General features: G+C 67.6%; 17 protein-coding genes and 1 tRNA gene. 10 read left to right on the top strand and 8 right to left on the bottom strand.

The window, feature by feature from the left end; all coding sequences use genetic code 11:
• Position 1: 1 nt before the first annotated feature.
• The 3 genes from B3D50_RS08530 to B3D50_RS08520 are packed head-to-tail and all read right to left on the bottom strand — an operon-like array spanning position 2 to position 2,533.
• Positions 2-982, bottom strand: coding sequence for a DNA polymerase III subunit delta' (locus B3D50_RS08530; RefSeq protein WP_286950767.1), 981 nt, complete (start codon positions 980-982; stop codon positions 2-4).
• Complete coding sequence (gene tmk, locus B3D50_RS08525; protein WP_286950766.1) at positions 979-1,605, bottom strand: dTMP kinase; 627 nt, start codon at positions 1,603-1,605, stop codon at positions 979-981. Before tmk ends, B3D50_RS08530 begins: the two co-directional genes overlap by 4 nt.
• 40 nt (positions 1,606-1,645) lie before the next feature.
• The gene (locus B3D50_RS08520) at positions 1,646-2,533 is read right to left on the bottom strand and encodes a septal ring lytic transglycosylase RlpA family protein (RefSeq protein ID WP_286950765.1); all 888 of its coding nucleotides are present in this window, start codon (positions 2,531-2,533) and stop codon (positions 1,646-1,648) included.
• A gap of 133 nt (positions 2,534-2,666) precedes the next feature.
• Here B3D50_RS08520 and B3D50_RS08515 point away from each other — a divergent pair, with 133 nt between their 5' ends.
• From B3D50_RS08515 to B3D50_RS08470, 10 genes are all read left to right on the top strand, one after another.
• Positions 2,667-3,605: a DMT family transporter gene (locus tag B3D50_RS08515; RefSeq protein ID WP_286950764.1), complete on the top strand. Its 939-nt coding sequence runs from the start codon at positions 2,667-2,669 to the stop codon at positions 3,603-3,605.
• 65 nt (positions 3,606-3,670) lie between these two features.
• Positions 3,671-3,760, top strand: a tRNA-Ser gene (locus tag B3D50_RS08510).
• A 172-nt stretch (positions 3,761-3,932) separates the two neighbouring features.
• Positions 3,933-4,295, top strand: coding sequence for a copper homeostasis periplasmic binding protein CopC (gene copC / locus B3D50_RS08505; RefSeq protein WP_286950762.1), 363 nt, complete (start codon positions 3,933-3,935; stop codon positions 4,293-4,295).
• A 1-nt stretch (position 4,296) separates the two neighbouring features.
• A complete protein-coding gene (gene copD, locus B3D50_RS08500) occupies positions 4,297-5,202 on the top strand; it encodes a copper homeostasis membrane protein CopD (protein WP_286950760.1) in 906 nt (301 codons plus the stop codon).
• 163 nt (positions 5,203-5,365) lie between these two features.
• Positions 5,366-5,635, top strand: a complete 270-nt coding sequence (locus B3D50_RS08495; RefSeq protein ID WP_233126659.1) for a hypothetical protein — start codon at positions 5,366-5,368, stop codon at positions 5,633-5,635.
• Positions 5,632-6,072 carry a Spy/CpxP family protein refolding chaperone gene (locus B3D50_RS08490; protein WP_003165023.1) on the top strand — a complete coding sequence of 147 codons (441 nt, stop codon included), beginning with the start codon at positions 5,632-5,634 and terminating at the stop codon, positions 6,070-6,072. Before B3D50_RS08495 ends, B3D50_RS08490 begins: the two co-directional genes overlap by 4 nt.
• A gap of 7 nt (positions 6,073-6,079) precedes the next feature.
• Positions 6,080-6,634 (top strand): RNA polymerase sigma factor, encoded by a 555-nt coding sequence (locus tag B3D50_RS08485; protein ID WP_286950756.1) that lies wholly within the window; start codon positions 6,080-6,082, stop codon positions 6,632-6,634.
• A 128-nt stretch (positions 6,635-6,762) separates the two neighbouring features.
• Positions 6,763-8,550 carry a copper resistance system multicopper oxidase gene (locus tag B3D50_RS08480; protein ID WP_286950754.1) on the top strand — a complete coding sequence of 596 codons (1,788 nt, stop codon included), beginning with the start codon at positions 6,763-6,765 and terminating at the stop codon, positions 8,548-8,550.
• Positions 8,547-9,896, top strand: a complete 1,350-nt coding sequence (locus B3D50_RS08475) for a copper resistance protein B (protein WP_286950752.1) — start codon at positions 8,547-8,549, stop codon at positions 9,894-9,896. Before B3D50_RS08480 ends, B3D50_RS08475 begins: the two co-directional genes overlap by 4 nt.
• A 20-nt stretch (positions 9,897-9,916) precedes the next feature.
• Positions 9,917-10,303, top strand: coding sequence for a copper resistance CopC family protein (locus tag B3D50_RS08470; protein ID WP_286950750.1), 387 nt, complete (start codon positions 9,917-9,919; stop codon positions 10,301-10,303).
• A 66-nt stretch (positions 10,304-10,369) separates the two neighbouring features.
• On the opposite strand, the gene B3D50_RS08465 is transcribed toward B3D50_RS08470, so the two are convergent.
• Genes B3D50_RS08465 through kdpB form a run of 5 tightly spaced genes read right to left on the bottom strand, consistent with a single transcriptional unit; the run spans position 10,370 to position 17,178 of the window.
• Positions 10,370-11,056, bottom strand: coding sequence for a winged helix-turn-helix domain-containing protein (locus B3D50_RS08465; RefSeq protein ID WP_286950748.1), 687 nt, complete (start codon positions 11,054-11,056; stop codon positions 10,370-10,372).
• Between the two features lie 10 nt (positions 11,057-11,066).
• A complete protein-coding gene (locus B3D50_RS08460) occupies positions 11,067-13,736 on the bottom strand; it encodes a sensor histidine kinase (RefSeq protein WP_286950745.1) in 2,670 nt (889 codons plus the stop codon).
• A complete protein-coding gene (gene kdpC, locus B3D50_RS08455) occupies positions 13,733-14,323 on the bottom strand; it encodes a potassium-transporting ATPase subunit KdpC (RefSeq protein ID WP_286950743.1) in 591 nt (196 codons plus the stop codon). The genes B3D50_RS08460 and kdpC overlap by 4 nt, the downstream gene beginning before the upstream one ends.
• Positions 14,323-15,081 (bottom strand): TorF family putative porin, encoded by a 759-nt coding sequence (locus B3D50_RS08450; RefSeq protein ID WP_286950741.1) that lies wholly within the window; start codon positions 15,079-15,081, stop codon positions 14,323-14,325. Before B3D50_RS08450 ends, kdpC begins: the two co-directional genes overlap by 1 nt.
• Positions 15,082-15,111: 30 nt before the next feature.
• Positions 15,112-17,178, bottom strand: a complete 2,067-nt coding sequence (gene kdpB / locus B3D50_RS08445; RefSeq protein WP_286950740.1) for a potassium-transporting ATPase subunit KdpB — start codon at positions 17,176-17,178, stop codon at positions 15,112-15,114.
• Between the last annotated feature and the right edge of the window lie 3 nt (positions 17,179-17,181).

Below are 17,181 nucleotides of genomic sequence, written 5' to 3'. Positions count from 1 at the left end.
ATCAGGCGGCGGCTTTCGTGCGGGCGATGTCGGCCAAGGCTCCGGCCAGGACGTCTCCCTTATCAAGATTCAGCCCGATGGCGCGATCGGGCAGGTCGGACAGTCGCCCCCAAAGCTCGGCCCAACGTGCGCCTTCGCGGCCCCCAGAGTCGACGGCCCGGCGTTTCGCCGCTGCGATCAGGCGATCCATCAGAGCCTCGAACCGCGCCTGCCCTTCCGCGCCGCGGAAGCCGTCGGCGATAGCCAGTTGTTCCGCGCGATCAATCTCTGGTCCATCGACCCAGGCGCGAGCGAGACGGTCGACCTCGGTCATGGCGCCCGACGCCAGATCCAGAGCTGCGCCAGGCGAGCCCCCAGCCATGGCCGCGGCGGCCAAGGCTTCATCGTTGGACACGCCCGTGCGCTGACGCACCAGGTCGGTCAGACGCGCCTCGGACCAAACCGGAAAGGTCAGCCGCCGACAGCGAGAGCGGATAGTGGCCAACAAACGGCCCGGCGCATGGGTGACCAGGAAGAGCACGCCGCTTTCAGGCGGTTCCTCAAGAATTTTAAGCAAGGCGTTGGCCGCGTTGATGTTCAGGTCATCCGCCGCATCAATGATGGCGACGCGGTGCCGGGCCTGGGACGGGCTCTTGGCGAAGAATTCCGGCAGGTCGCGAGCCTGATCGACGGAGATGGCGCGCTTCAGCTTGCCGCCCTCGACTGCTCGCTCCAACACCAGAAGGTCCGGGTGGGCCTGAGCGGACACCAGGCGGCTGACGGGGTCATGCGGCGCGGCGCCCAGCGGCCCGCGCGACGGGTCCGGCGCGGCCCCCAGAAGTCGACGAGCGGCGCGATAGGCGAAGCTGGCCTTGCCCGACCCCTCGACCCCGCACAATAGCCAGGCGTGGTGCAGCCGTCCTCGATTCAGCGCGTCCAGAAAGGCTTCCTCTGCCTGGATGTCGGCGATCAGGTCGAAGCGGTCGCGCGGATGCTCGCTCAAAGCAGCCGCTCCTCCACCACGGCCCACAGCCGGGCCGCGACGTCGTCGACCTCGCCCGTCGCATCAAGGACGACGCAGCGTTCAGGGTGACGTTCGGCCACCTTGAGGAAGCCGTCGCGCAGTTTCTGGTGGAAGGCCAACCCCTTGGATTCGAAGCGAGTCTCGAACAGCCCGCGCCCGAAGGCCCGATCCAGACCGACCTCGACCGGCAGATCGAACACCAGGGTCAGGTCCGGCTGGTCGCCGTTGACCACGGCGTCGTCCAGCGCTTCGATCAGGCTTTCCGGCGTCCCCCCGCCAGCGCCTTGGTAGACGCGGCTGGAATCCGCGAAACGGTCACAGACCACCCAGCGCCCGGCCTCAAGCGCGGGCAGAATTGTCCGCTCCAGATGGTCCGACCGCGCCGCATACATCAGCAGCGTCTCGGTGCGCGCCGACCAGCGATCCGCCTCGCCCGACACGGCGATGTTGCGGATCTCCTCAGCCCCCGGCGATCCGCCGGGTTCGCGCGTCTGGAGCACGTCGAGGCCGCGCGCGCGCAAGCGTTCAACCAGCAGGCGCGCCTGGGTCGTCTTGCCGGCGCCCTCGCCGCCTTCGAAAGTGATGAATCTGCCTCGCTGCACCCGCGCACAATGGCGAGCGAGCCGCGGGAAGCAAGCCCGTTCAGCCGCCTATCAACAAGGCATCGTCAAAGCCGCGCGCCATAACGGCCTGACGAGCGCGTTCAGCAGCCCCGGCATCGGGCCACGGGCCGACCACGACACGGAACAACGGCCGTCCGTTCCTGTCGATGTTCTGCACCACGGCCTTGTCGCCGAGGCGTCGTGCGACCTGGTCTGCGCCGCGTCGATCAGAATAGGCGCCGGCCTGTACCCAATAGGCGTTCGAGGCCGCCGGTTGCGCTGCTGTGTAGACGGGCTGCGGAGCGGGCTGGGACGGGACCGCTGTGTTTTCGTAATAGGGGCGCGGCCCCGGGGACTGCGTCTGAACCTGAGTTGCTTGGGGCCGGCGCGCGCTGTCGGCTTCTGCTCGGCGGAGAGGCGTTCCTCCGCCCTGGCGCGGCGCAGGGCCGACATAACGGACGCGCACGTCCCCCACGCCTTGCTGCAGGAGGCCCAGTTCCTCGGCGGCTCCGCGCGACAGATCGATGATGCGTCCATCGACAAACGGTCCCCGGTCATTGACGCGCAGTATGACCCGGCGCCCATTGGCGCGGTTCGTCACCTCGACCAGGCTGGGCAAGGGCAAAGTCTTATGAGCGGCGGTCAGGCCGTTCATGTCGAACCGTTCGCCGGTCGAGGTTGAACGCCCGTGATGATAGCTGCCGTACCAGGACGCCTGCCCTACTTCGTCGTAGTTGGGCTGTTCCTTCGGATGGTACCAGCGACCGCGGATCTGATAGGGACGCATAGTGCCCGAAACGATCGGAGCCGGATCGGTCACGACGGGCGCGCCGATCGGCGCATCGCCCTTGCCGCCCAAGCTGGCGCACGCCGCCAGGGTCGAGAAGGCGGCGGCGATCATCGTGCCCTTCAGCAGTCTCGCCCACATGTTGCTTTTACTCCGACCGACTATCGATTTGGCCGAAATTAACGGCGGAGGTTTCCGGTTTGGTTAACGTCCCGTTTGCGCGTATGGCCTTGCGGTAAAGCCCCTCCCCGGCTGAACGTCAGAACCGAGCGCCTTGACCCCCTCCCTGTACAAGACCCGCACTGGGGTCTTTCTTCTCGCCACCCTATGCTGTGCGCTGTGGGGCAGCGCCTTTCCGGCCGTAAAAAGCGGCTACGCCCTGCTGAAGATCGCGCCGACTGACATCGCCAGTCAGCTGATGTTTGCAGGGTGGCGCTTCGCTTTGGCGGGGGCGATCCTGCTGATCGTCGCCCTGGTGATGAAGAAGCCTGTTCTGGCGATGAGCCGTGGCCAGGCGGGACAGGTCGCCCTGCTTGGGCTGACCCAGACGGCCATCCAATACGTCTTCTTCTATATCGGCCTAGCCCATGCATCAGGCGTCAAATCCTCGATCATGAACGCGACCAGCGTCTTCTTCAGCGTCGTTCTGGCTCATTTCATCTATGCGGACGACCGTCTGAGCGCCCGCAAGGCGCTAGGATGCCTGATCGGCTTCATGGGCGTGGTCGTGGTCAACCTGGGCGGCGGCGCGCTCGGCTTCGATTTCACCCTGCTGGGCGAAGGTTTCATCGTGATCGCGGCTTTCGTCCTGGCGGCGGCCTCCATCTATGGCAAGCGGCTGTCGCGCAGCCTCGACCCCATGGTGATGACCGGCTGGCAGTTGTTTGTCGGCGGCCTGATTCTGACGGTCGCAGGCATGGGGATGGACGGAGAATTGCAAGGGTTCGACCTGACATCCGCAGCCCTGCTGCTTTACCTGGCTCTGCTGTCCTCAGTCGCCTTTGCGTTGTGGAGCCTGCTTTTGAAGCACAACCCCGTGGGCATGATCGCCGCCTTCAACTTCCTGATCCCGGTCTTCGGCGTGTCGCTGTCGGCGCTTTTCCTAGGCGAGTCCATGTTGCGCTGGAGCTATCTGATCGCGCTGGTTTTGGTTTGCGCGGGTATCTGGCTGGTCACACGTTCGGGCGCCGTGTCGAAGGTTAGCGGCGCCTAACGCTTTCCGCTTGGGTCACGCCCGCCTTGCCGCTATGCACAGGCGAACGCGAGCCGACTCGCGTGGGACAGGTGGCCGAGTGGTTTAAGGCAGCGGTCTTGAAAACCGCCGTAGGTGGAAGCCTACCGTGGGTTCGAATCCCACCCTGTCCGCCATGTTCATCGCCCTACATTCTGCGTGCTTTTTAAGCGATGCGCGTCAGGCGGCGATGTTTCCCCACAACACGACTGTTGAAGTGTGTTTCTAGCGCTCCGGACGTTTAAGGGCGCCGTCCGTTTCGTCCGTAGTGGTCTTCAGGGCCTCAACGGCCTCCCTCTGGAGACGATCATGTCCACTTTGAATCCCTTTTCCTTCATCGCTGTCTCTGCCGCCGTTCTGTTGTCGGCGGCGCCGGCTACGGCGCACGCCCGCCTGGTCAGCGCCACGCCCGCGGCCAAGTCGGCCGTCGCGTCGCCGCGTGTCGTGGCCCTGACCTTCAGCGACCGTGTGGCTCCGGCCTTCTCCAACTTCGACGTCGTCAACGCCGTCGGTGCCAAGGCGACGGTTCGCACCCAGGTCAGCCAGGACGGCAAGACGATCACGGGAACCCTGGCGCGCCCGCTTGCGGCCGGCGCCTATGTCGTCAACTGGCGCATCGCCTCCACCGACGGCCATCGCATGACCGGCAGCTACGACTTCACCGTGCGCTGATATGGTCGAGGTCTGGATCGTCGTCCTGCGCGGCGTGCAATACGCCGCCGGGGCGCTGCTGCTCGGCCTGCCCGCCTTCATGCTCTACAGCGCGCGGGCGGTCGGACCGCTAAACCTGCGCTGGCCGCGTCTGACCATAGCCTGGGCCGCAGCGGTCCTGATGGTGGCCGCGCCCGCCGCCCTGCTGGCTCAAACCGCTATGATGGCGGGCTCCCTAAGCGCAGCGCTCAAGCCGGAAGCCCTGGGCTTCATGGTCACGGGCATGGGGCTGGGCAAGGCGTTGGTCGTGCGGATGCTCGCGGCGGCTCTGGCCTTGGCGGTGGCGCTGCTGCTGCGTCCCGGTCGGCTGGCGTGGAGCGTGCTGGCGCTGCTGGGTCTCGTCGTCTCGGCCAGTTTCGCCTGGACCGGCCACGGCGCAGCGACGCAAGGGCCGGGACATCTGATCCACCTGGCCTCGGACATTACCCATGCCGTAGCGGCCTCCATCTGGGTCGGCGCCCTGGCGGCCTTCGCCGTCCTGATCGTGCGGCGACCGTCAGCGGATCCTGCCTGGGACGCCGGCGTGGCGCGCAGCCTGACCGGATTCGCCGGGGTCGGTACGGCGGCGGTCGGCGCCCTGATCGTGACGGGGCTGATCAACAGCGTCTATCTGGTCGGCGTCTCCAAAGCGCTGAGTTTGACCGCCAGCTCCTATGGCGTCCTGCTGATGATCAAGCTGGCGCTGTTCGGCCTGATGGTCTGTTTGGCGGCCGCCAACCGATTCCGTCTGGCGCCCTTGATGGCTTGTGATGCGGGCCAGGCCATGCCGCATTTGAAAAAGAGCCTGGCGATCGAGTTCGCCATGGCGCTGGCGATCCTGGCTGTCGTCGCCGTGATGGGCGTCCAGCCGCCCCCCGCTTCCCTCTAGGCGTCGAGCCTGGGTCGTGACGCGATCTTTCGCCACGCCCCCCACTTGGCGTAGGTTGCCATTATCGGAACCATGCCCGTTCGACGCGCTCCTTTCCAAGGGAAGACGCGTCGCCTCGCGTATGAAGGATCGAGCCCGCGAAAGGCGCAGAATGACAGACGACATGGAACGCATGCTGGCGACGCCGCCTTCAACCGATGAGACCTCACGATTGGCGGGCCTGGAGAACCGGGTCTGGCGCCGGATCGAAGAGCGGCAGGAGCAGCGTCGCATGAGCCAGGTGCGCCTGGCCGTCATGGCTGTCGCCCTGCTGGTCGGCGTGACCAACGGCGGCATGCTGGGCCAGGCATTCAAGCCTGGTCGGTCGGACATCCAGGTTTTCAGCGTCTCCGCTGGTCTGTCGCCGATGACCCGCTTCGAGGTCGGCGGATGAGCGCCAACTGGAAGTCCATCGCCCTGACGGTCGTCCTGGCCGCCCTGGCCAGCGGCGGCGCCGCCTGGCTGGCGGCCGGCTGGATGATGAAGCAGCACGAGACCCCCAGCGTGCACGACATCGTGCACCAGAAACTGGACCTGACCGCCGACCAGGACGCCCGCCTGGATCAGATCGAGGCGAGCTTCGCCGTCCAGCGCGACGCGCTGGAGGCCGATGTCCGCGCCGCCAATCGCGAACTGGCCGACTCCATCGCCGCCAGCAAGGGCGACAGCCCCGAGGTCCGCGCCGCGGTCGACCACTTCCACGACGCCATGGGCGCCTTGCAGAAGGCCACCATCGCCCATGTGTTCGAGATGCGCGCGGTGTTGACGCCGGAACAGGCCCGCATCTTCGACAAGGAAATCGCCGGCGCCCTTACGCAAGAGCCCCGGTAAGGTCGAGGTGGAGGTCGAGGGCGATACAGACGAGGCGCGCGCGGCGCGCGGCGACCGCACGGCCTTCACCGCCCTGATGGCGGCGACCAGCGGCGACCTCTATCGCTTCGTTCGCCGATATGTCGGCGACACAGACGAGGCGCACGACCTGCTGCAGGAAACCTATGTCTCGGCCTGGCTGGCCATCCGGCGCTATGACCCGACGCGGCCCTTCGCGACCTGGCTGCGCTCGATCGCCATCAACAAATGCCGCGACTGGGGCCGCAAGCGCACCGTGCGCCGCATCGTGCGCGGCGTCATGGGGCTGGACACGCCCGAAGCCATGGCCGTGGGCGAGGATGCGCCGGAAGCCGAGACTCAGTTGGACGACCGCCGTCGCATGGACGAGATGAATCGCGCCCTTGCCTCCCTGCCCGACAATCTGAAAGCGCCCCTGCTGCTGGCCTCGCTTGAGGGGCGTTCTCACGGCGAGATCGCCGAGGTTCTGGGCGTCACGCCCAAGGCGGTGGAGACCCGCATCGCCCGCGCCAGGCAGAAATTGAACCAGACCCTGGCGCGCTAAGGCGTCGGCATGCTGCGGCGCCCTGCCGCAACGGTGATGCAAGGGGCGGCCGTTTCGCCTGCGTATCCCGATCAGACCCCTCCCCGCGCGCCTTTACGGGCGAACGGCCTCTTTGAGACTTGGACTTCATGGCGACATCATCACTGGACCGTCGAACCCTGTTGCGAGGCGCCGCCCTGGGCGGCGGCATTCTGGGCCTGCAGGGCCTTCTGCCCGCCTGGGCGCAGACCGGATCGCCGGGCCTGCGCGCCGACCTGCCGACGCTGACCGGACCGAACATCGACCTGAGCGTAGGCGACGCCAGCTTCACCGTCGGCGGCCGCACCGGCCACGCCTTCATGGTCAACGGCCTGCTGCCTGCGCCCCTGCTGCGGATGCGCGAGGGCCAGAACGTGCGCCTGTCGGTGACCAACAATCTGGACGAGGACACTTCGATCCACTGGCATGGCCTGTTGCTGCCGTTCCAGATGGACGGCGTGCCCGGCGTCAGCTTCCCCGGCATCAAGCCGCACGAGACCTTCGTCTATGAGTTCCCGATCAAGCAGTCGGGCACCTATTGGTATCACAGCCACTCTGGCCTTCAGGAGGCCATGGGCCACTACGGCCCCATCGTCATCGACCCGGCGGGGGCCGATCCGGTCGCCTATGACCGCGAACACGTCCTGGTCCTGTCGGACTGGAGCTTCCTGCATCCGCATGAAATCCTCGACAAGCTGAAGAAGAGCCCCGGCTACTTCAATATGCAGAAGACGACCCTGGCCGGACTGCTGGACGGTTCTGACGGCATGAACCTGTCGGAGCGCCGGATGTGGGGCGGGATGCGGATGGACCCGCGCGACATCCTGGACGTCAACGGCACGACCTACACCTATCTGGTCAACGGCCACGGCCCGGAAGAGAACTGGACCGGCCTGTTCCGGCCGGGCGAGCGCGTTCGCCTGCGCATCATCAACGCCTCGGCCATGTCGATCTTCAATTTCCGCATTCCCGGCCTGCCGATGACCGTAGTCCAGGCCGACGGCGAGAACGTCCGCCCGATCGAAGTCGACGAGTTCCAGATTTCGGTCGCCGAGACCTATGACGTCATCGTCCGCCCGACCGAGGACCGCGCCTACACCATCGTCTCCGAAGCCATCGACCGTTCGGGCATGGGTCGCGCCACCCTGGCGCCGCGCATGGGCATGACGGCCGAGGTTCCGCCGCTGCGCAAGGTGCCCAACCTGACCATGAAGGACATGGGCATGGGCGGCATGGATCACAGCGCGCACGGCGCCGCGGGCGCCGATCACGCGGCCATGGGCCACGGAACGGCGGCAGGCACCGCGGCGTCCGCTGCCCCGATGGACCACAGCGGCATGAGCATGCGCGATCCGAACAACGCCCCGGCCGACATGGCCGTCGGCGTCGGCGTGGACGCCATCGCCCCGGCCCCGTCCAACCGCCTGGCCGACCGGCCGCAGGGCCTGGATGACGTCGATCATCGCGTGCTGGTCTACGCCGACCTGCGCTCGCTGACGCCGAACAAGGACACTCGCGCGCCATCGCGCACCATGGAGATCCACCTGACCGGCAATATGGAGCGGTTCATGTGGGGCTTTGACGGCCGCAAATTCTCGGAGGTGGTCGAACCGATCCGCTTCGAGCTGAACGAGCGTGTGCGCGTGACCCTGGTCAACGACACCATGATGGCCCACCCCATCCACCTGCACGGCCACTTCTTCGAGCTGGTCAACGGCCACGACGGCCATCAGCCGCTCAAGCACACCGTCAACGTCGCGCCGGGCGGCAAGGTCACTTTCGACCTGACCGCCGACGCGCCCGGCGACTGGGCCTTCCACTGCCACCTTCTGATGCACATGCACGCGGGCATGTTCAACGTCGTCACCGTTCGCCCGCTGGCTGGAGCCGCCTCGTGAAGTCTCTTTCCCTCTCCCTGGCCCTCGCGCCCCTGATGCTGGCTGCGGGCGGTCCCGCCCTGGCCCAGAGCCACGCCGGTCATGCGGATCACATTCCCGCAGCAGCTCCTGCGCCCGTCGCACAGGCGACGCCCTCGGCCGCCAAGCCCGCGCACGACTGCCCCATAATGCGTGAGGGCAAGCCCTGCCCCATGCATGGAGCCGCCTCCGGCGCTCAGTCTGACCCGCACGCTGGTCATGACATGAGCGGTCACGCCGGGCACGGCACGGCTCCGGTTGATGCCCATGCCGGCCACAACACGGCTCCGGCCCAGGCGGCCCCGGCGGATCCCCACGCGGGTCACGACATGGTCACGGCCCAAGCCGCCCAAGCGGACCCGCACGCAGATCACAACACCGCGCCGGCCGATCCGCATGCCGGTCACGATATGAGCAGCCACGCGGGGCACGGCGCTCCCGCGACTGATCCCCATGCGGGCCACGCCATGGCTCCCGCCCAGGCGACCCCGGCCGATCCCCACGCGGGTCACGACATGAGCGCCGCGCGCGGCGGGCCCAACATCCCGACCAGCGTGGACGCCGTCGGCGGCCGCATGGTCGAGACCCCGCCCCCGGCCGCCGCTCGCTCGGCTCCGGCCCACGCCGCCGACCTGCTATTCGACCCGGCCGTGATGGCCGCTTCGCGCAAGCAACTTCTGGTCGAGAATGGCGACATCCGCTCGACGGCCGTACTGATCGACTCCATCGAGGCCAGCTTCGGCGACGGCGCAGACGGCTACAGCTGGGGCGCTCAGGGCTGGACCGGCGGCGACATCAACCGCTTCTGGTGGAAGACCGAGGGTGAAGGCGAGATCGACGGCACGCTGCACGAGGCCGAGGTTCAGGCTCTCTACAGCCGCGCCATCGCGCCCTTCTGGGACCTGCAGGCGGGCGTGCGCCAGGACTTCCGTCCGGACGGCGACGACACCACCCACCTGACCGTCGGCGTTCAGGGCGTGGCTCCCTACTGGTTCGAGATGAGCGCCGCCGCCTTCCTCTCGACCGAGGGCGACCTGACCGCCCGCGCCGAGGCCGAATACGACCAGCGCATCACCCAGAAGTGGATCCTGCAACCGGCGATCGAAGTGGCCCTGTCGGCCAGCGACATCCCGGAACTTGAGATCGGCTCGGGCCTGACGTCGGTCACCGCCGGTCTTCGCCTGCGCTATGAAATCCGCAAGGAGTTCGCCCCCTACGTAGGCGTCGAGTGGACCCGTTCGCTGGGCGACACCGCCGACTACGCCAAGGCCAGAGGCCAGGATCCCGAAGACACGCGCTTCGTGGTCGGCATCAAAGCCTGGTTCTGAATCTGAAGAGAAGATTGGTCATGTTGAAGACACTGGTTCTCACCGTTGCGTTGGCCTCGCTGGCTGGCGCGGCCGCCGCTCAAGACCCGCACGCCGGTCATGCCCGACATGGCGGCTCGCAGACGAAGGCTTCGGGCATCGTCACCAACCCGGCCGACGGCGCCATGACGCATGGCTCCCCGGAACGATTCAGTGTGACCTTTCCTCATCCGATGACGCTCAAGACCGTCACCCTGACGGCTCAGGGACGGGCGCCGATCACGGTCACAGCGCCGTCGGCCCCGGCCGCTCGAACCGTCAGCGCGCCTCTGCCTCGCCTCGCCCCAGGCAACTATGCGGCGGCCTGGACAGCCGAAGGGCCGGACGGCCATCGGATGAACGGCTCGACCCGCTTCATGGTCCACTAAAAAGCTTAAACAAGGCCTCTGGGTCGTGGTGCTGACGAAGAACAAGCACCACGACCTAAGCCGACTTCAATCCATCAACCGATAGCCGACCCCAGGCTCGGTGGCGATCATTCGGGGCTGCCCAGGGTCGATCTCAAGTTTCTGGCGCAGTTGCCCGATGACGACCCGCAGATACTGGGTGTCTTCGGCGTGAGCCTTGCCCCAGACGGCGGTCAGCAGGTCGCGGTGGCCAACGACCTTGCCGACGTTGCGCGCCAGATGGGCCAGGACATCATACTCCTTGGGCGTCAGACGAACGGCTTCGCCTGCGCGAGTAATGTTGCGGCGTTCCAGGTCGATGATCACCTCGCCCGCCGTCAGCGGCCCCGCCGCCTCGGCGCGCGGCGCCTGACGCAAATTGGCCCGCAGCCGGGCCAGAAGTTCGCCGACGCCGAAGGGCTTTTCGACATAGTCATTGGCGCCCAGATCGAGCGCCGCGATCTTCTCGGCCTCCTTGTCCCGCGCCGACAGGATGATGATGGGGCCGACATAGAATTCCCGGGCGCGGGCCAGCACGTCTTTGCCGTCCATATCGGGCAGACCCAGGTCCAGCACCACGGCGTCGGGACTCCACAGGGCGATGCCGCGCAGACCCTCTTGCCCGCTGTCAGCACGGCGCGGCTCATAACCGGCGGCGTCCAGCGCTGGAGATAGGAAGCGGTGGATTTGGGCCTCGTCGTCGATGACGAGAATCTGGGGGCGAACGGCGGCCATGCGACAGACCTTAAAGCAGGCTCGGGTGGGTGACGACGGCCTTGGGCAGGCTGATCAGGATGCGGGTGCCTTTTCCGTCCTGGATCGGACTGGCGGCGGCGATGCGGCCGTTCATGGCCTCGACGAAGCCCTTGGCGATGGCCAAGCCTAACCCCGCCCCTTTGGTGCGGTCCGACGGCTCCTCCATGCGGCGGAACTTGTCGAACACCCGCTCCAGTTCGGCGGTGGGAATGCCCTTGCCTTCGTCCTCGATCGAGATGACCACGGCGCCCCGATCTTCATAAGCGGCCAGTTCGACCGTCGAACCGTCAGGGCTATAGGCGATAGCGTTCTCGAGGATATTGACCAGCGCCTGTTCCAGCAGCCCCTGATCGACCATGACTAGGCTGAGTTGGGCCGGGAAGTCGCGGGTCAGCTTGCGCTCGCCCAGACGTCGCGCCACGCGCTTACCCGCTGCGTTCAGCACGTCGCGCACGTCGACCCAGTCGGAACGGATGTTCAGGCCGCCGCCCTCCAGCCGGGTCATGTCCAGCAGATCGCCGACGTAGCGACTGAGGCGCTCGGCCTCCTCGCGGATCGACAGCAGAAGGTCGGCGCGGACGGCCGGCTTAAGCTTGTCGCCCAGGTCGATCAGGGTGGTCGAGGCCCCCAGCACCGTCGACAGCGGCGTTCTCAGATCATGGCTGACTGAGTTCATCAGCGCGCCGCGGAAGCGGTCGGTGCGGCGCAGGGTCTCGGTTTCGACCGCCTGACCGGCCAAATCGGCGCGCTCGACCGCCACCGCCCCCTGATCCAGCAGAGCCAGAGCCAGTTTCTCCTCGTCAGAGCCCGGCGACAGGGCCGCCGCCTCAATCCCCGCCACCCCTGCGCGATCGCGCACGCCCTGAAGCGGCCGGAAGGTCCACCGCGCCTGAGGCAGGGTGCCGGTGCCGTGGCCGGCGGGTTCGCCCCTTTCCCAAGCCCAGCGCGCAGCGGCCATGGCCTCCGCGTCCAGTTCGGGCTTGCCCGGCGCCCCAGCCGTCAGGGTCAATTCGTTCTCGACAGGCAGCAACACCACAGCCCCGGCGCCGGCGGCCGCCGCCGTCTGTTCGGCCAGGATGCGCGCCGCCTCGCCCCGGTCGCCGATGCCGGTCAGGCGCTGGCTGGCGGCCAGCAGGGCGGATACGGCCGAGGCGCGGCGCTGGGCCGCCCTGGCCTGCTCGCGCACCCGGCCCGCCAGGGCGCCAGTCGTCAGGGCGACGCCCCAGAAGACGATCAGGGTCAGCACGTCCGTCGGCGACCCGATGGCGAAGCTGAACTTCGGTTGCAGGAACAGAAAATTGTAGGTCAGGAAGGCGACGGTCGCCGCCGCCAGCGCGGGCCGCAGCCCATAGAGGGCGCCCGCCGCCAGAACCGCCGTCAGATAGATGACGCCCAAGTCCACACGCTCGAAGGTCCGGTCCAGCAAGAGGGCCAGTCCCGTCGCTGCAATGACGCAGGCGACGCCGACGGCGTAGCCGCGCCACCCTCCGGCCAGGTTCAGGCGCACGTCTTTCGGCGCTTTCGGTTCCGGCTCGACCTCGTCGGTGACGACGTGAACGGCCACGCCTCGCGCCTGACGCAGCAGTTCGGCGGCCAGAGACCGGCCCAGCCACTCCGACAGGCGGCTTTCGCGTCCCTTGGCCAAGACGATCTGGGTGACATGGTTTTTGTGAGCGTGATCCATGATGGCGCGCACCACGTCGTCGCCGCTGAGAACCACGGTGCGCCCGCCCAGTTGCTCGGCCAGTTTCAACGCATCGGACAACTTGCCCGCCGAGCCGACGCCGTGGCGCGCGCCAGACGGCCGATCAACATGAGCCACGGTCCAGGGCGCGTCCATCATCATGTCGGACATGCGCCGCCCTGTCCGCACCAGAGGGCCGGCCATGGCGTCGCCCGCCACCAGAACCAGGATGCGCTCGCCCGCCGCCCACGGCCCGGCCGCGCCCTGTTCGCGCAGACGGGCGGTCAGCTGATCGTCCACTGTCTGGGCTGCGCGGCGCAGCGCCAGTTCGCGCAGGGCCGTCAGATTCTCGACCTTGAAGAAGTTGTCCGAGGCCAGCCGCGCCGTCTCGGGCACATAGACCTTGCCCTCGGCCAGACGCTTGCGCAGCTCCTCGGGGGTGATGTCCACCAGCTCGATGTCGTCGGCGCGCGACAGGGCGCTGTCGGGCACGCTCTCGCGTTGGCGGACGCCCGTGATGCGCAGCACCACGTCCGATAGGCTCTCCAAATGCTGAACGTTCAGCGTGGTCCAGACGTCGATCCCGGCCTCCAGGATCTCCTCCACGTCCTGCCAGCGCTTCGGATGACGCGAACCCGGCGCGTTGGAGTGGGCGTATTCGTCGACCAGCAGCAGGTCCGGACGGCGCGCGATGGCTGCGTCGATGTCGAACTCCAGCAGGGTCCGTTCGCGATAGGCGATGGGCCTGCGGGCCATCACTTCCAGCCCGCGCAGCAGGCTCATCGTCTCTTTGCGGCCATGGGTCTCGACCACGCCGACGACCACGTCCTCGCCCTCGGCCTTTCGTCTCCGGGCGGCGCGCAGCATCTCATAGGTCTTGCCGACGCCTGGCGACATGCCCAGAAAGACCTTCAGCCGCCCACGCTTGCGCGGGGCGGCCGGGGCCTGATCCGTAGAGAGAATCGGCGACGTCATCCGCCCTCGGTCGTCAGAAGGCCGAAGCGAGCGTCCAGCGCCTGATTGGTCAACAGCACATTGACCCGCGGTTGGCCCAGCACGCCGAACGTCCGGCCCTCGACATGCTGTCGGATCACTTCGCGCACCTGTGCCTCCCCTACGCCGCGCGCCTTGGCGATGCGGGCAGCCTGAAGCTCAGCGTAGGCCGGAGAGATATGCGGGTCGAGACCCGACGCAGAGGCCGTCACGGCGTCGGCGGGGATGGCCTTTACGCCCGCCTCGCTTTGCAAGGCGTCGGCGTCCGTCTTCACCCGCGCGATCAGATCGGGATTCAACGGGCCGAGGTTGGAGCCGGACGAGGCGGCGGCGTCATAGCCGTCCCCCGCCGCCGACGGCCGGGGGTGCAGATACCCCGGCGCGGCGAACGTCTGGCCGACCAGGGCCGAGCCGACCACTCGCCCCTCCTTGTCGCGAACCAGGCTGCCGTTCGCCTGATCCGAAAAGGCCGCCTGGGCCACCCCCGTCACGGCCAACGGATAGCCGACGCCCAGAACGCCGGTGAACAGGGCGATCATGACGATCGCCGGGCGAATATGGTTCAGCATCAGAAGTTCGCCTTCAGGCTGGCGACGACGCGGCTGTCATAGGCGGAGCCGAAGCCGTGCTCGTCGGTGTCGAAGTAGCGGACGTCCAGGCTCAGCCGCTCCGTCAGCTGATAGGCCGCGCCCAGGTTCCAGGCCGTGTAGTCGAAGGCCGACGACACCCACTGACGCCCCACGGCCGCCGAGAGCGTCCATTTGTCGGCGGGGCTGACCGCCGCATTGATCTCGGCATAGGTCGCCTCGTCCTCGGACGCACCGAAGAAGTCCGGCGAATAATAGATCGCCGCGCCCAGCGTCGCCGGGCCGACCGCGCGCGAAGCGGAGGCCTTCAGCTCGACATAGTCATAGTCTGCACCGTCCGGTTGGCCGGCGTAGACATAGCCGACCACGCCGAAGTCCCAGTCGAAGCCAGCGAACGCAGGGCGAACGCCCGCATAGAGGTCGATCTCGGCGTCGGTGTCGGCGTCTCCGGCGAAGGAGACGTTCCCGGCCCAGGCCCCGGCGTAGAAGAGGCCTTGCGTCACATCGACCCCGGCCGAGATCGCCGGATCGCCTTCGTTCTGGCTGACGCCCCGGAAGACATAGTCCGATCCGATGGCGGCGTTGAAGGCGACCTCGGGACGGTCGCCTTTCGCAACGTCCTGAGCCTTGGCGTCCGTGGGCGCCGTGCACAGGCCCAGGGTGATGACGGCGATCAGGCAGGCCCCGCCCACCAGGGCGTTGTTGAGGTCCGAACCGTCGAGTTTCTTACGTTTACGCATAGTGGTTTTCCTTGCGCCTCAGGGTCGGCTTCAGGCCAGGCCGAGAGCGGAGATGACGATGTCGATGAGCTTGATGCCGACGAAGGGCGCGATCAGACCGCCCAGTCCGTAGATCAGCAGGTTGCGGCCCAGCAGCTTGCCCGCCCCCACGGCGCGGTATTTCACCCCGCGCAACGCCAGCGGGATCAGGGCGACGATGACCAGGGCGTTGAAGATGACCGCCGACAGGATGGCGCTTTCCGGGCTGGACAGCTTCATCACGTTCAGCGCCGCCAGCGACGGCAGGCCGACCACGAACATCGCCGGGATGATGGCGAAATACTTGGCCACGTCGTTGGCGATGGAGAAGGTGGTCAGGGCGCCGCGCGTGATCAGCAGTTGCTTGCCGACCTCGACGATCTCGATGACCTTGGTCGGGTCGCTGTCCAGATCGACCATGTTGCCGGCCTCGCGCGCGGCTTGGGCGCCGGTCTGCATGGCCACGCCGACATCGGCCTGAGCCAGGGCGGGCGCGTCGTTGGCCCCATCGCCGCACATGGCGACCAGACGGCCCTTGGCCTGCTCCGCCTTGATCAGGCGCATCTTGTCCTCGGGCGTGGCCTCGGACAGGAAGTCGTCGACCCCGGCTTCAGAGGCGATAGCCGCCGCCGTCACCGGGTTGTCGCCCGTGATCATGACGGTGCGTAGGCCCATGCGGCGCAGGTCGGCGAAGCGCGCCTTCACTCCCGGCTTGACCACGTCCTTCAGGTGGATGACGCCGACCAGGGCCTCGTTCTCGACCACGGCCAGGGGCGTGCCGCCCGAGCGGGCGATGCGGTCTACTGCGGCGCGGAACTCGGCGGGGGCCTCAGCCTCGGCCAGCCCCAGGGCCTTGAGCACGGCGTCCACCGCCCCCTTGCGCCACGAGCGGCCGTCCGCTTCGAGGCCCGACTGGCGGGTCACAGCGGTGAACGGAATGGTCTTGGCGCCGGCAGGCATGTCGCCCGTCACCCCGGCGTTGCGGCCCAGTTCGACGATGGAGCGGCCCTCAGGCGTCTCATCGGCCAATGAGGCCATGACCGCCGCGCGCATCGCCGCTTCGGGACGGACGCCCGGCGCGGGGATGACCTCGGTCGCCATTCGGTTGCCGAAGGTGATGGTGCCGGTCTTGTCGAGCAGCAGGGTGTCGACGTCGCCTGCCGCCTCCACCGCGCGGCCCGAGGTGGCCAGAACATTCACCTTCAGCAACCGGTCCATGCCGGCGATGCCGACGGCGGACAGCAGCCCCCCAATGGTCGTGGGGATCAGGGTGATGAAGAGCGCGCCCAGGACGATAGGGTCCAGCTTGATGCCCGAATAGGCGCCCAGACCCAACAGGGCCGCGACCGCGATCAGGAAGATCAGGCTCAGGCCGGCCAACAGGACCGACAGGGCCAGTTCGTTCGGCGTCTTGCGACGGTCCGCGCCCTCGACCATGGCGATCATGCGGTCGAGGAAGGTGGCGCCGGGGGCCGAGGTGATGCGCACCTTGATCCAGTCGGAGACGACCGTGGTGCCGCCCGTGACGGCCGAACGGTCGCCGCCGCTTTCGCGGATGACGGGCGCGCTTTCGCCGGTGATGGCGGCCTCGTTGACCGAGGCGACGCCTTCGATGATCTCGCCGTCCGAAGGGATGACGTCTCCGGCCTCGACCAGAACGATCGCGCCGATCTCCAACTCATGCGCCGGGGTCGGGACGACCGTGCCCGTCGTGGGGTCGACGATCAGCTTGGCCTTGGTGGTGACGCGTGAAGCGCGAAGGCTGTCGGCCGCCGCCTTGCCGCGCCCCTCGGCGATGCTTTCCGCCACGTTGGCGAACAGCACCGTGGCCCACAGCCACAGGGCCAGTTGGACGGCGAAGCCCGCCGCCTGCCCTGTCGCCACGGCGGCGACCGCTGAGACGGTGGCCAGGGCCGCGACGATCCAGGTGGCGAAGATCACCGGGTTGTTGAGAAGCTTGGTCGGGTTCAGCTTGACGACGGCGTCGCCGAGCGCCCGGCCGAGCATGGCCCCATTCAACCCGCCCGCGATGGGCGCAGCAGATCGGGAGCTCGACGGATCGAGCGTGACTTGGGTCATGAC

It is taken from the genome of Brevundimonas sp. UBA7507, from assembly GCF_002478355.1.
Lineage (GTDB): Bacteria > Pseudomonadota > Alphaproteobacteria > Caulobacterales > Caulobacteraceae > Brevundimonas > Brevundimonas diminuta_D.
The sequence above is the reverse complement of the archived record's forward strand: the minus strand, read 5'-3'. Positions and strand labels throughout refer to the sequence as shown.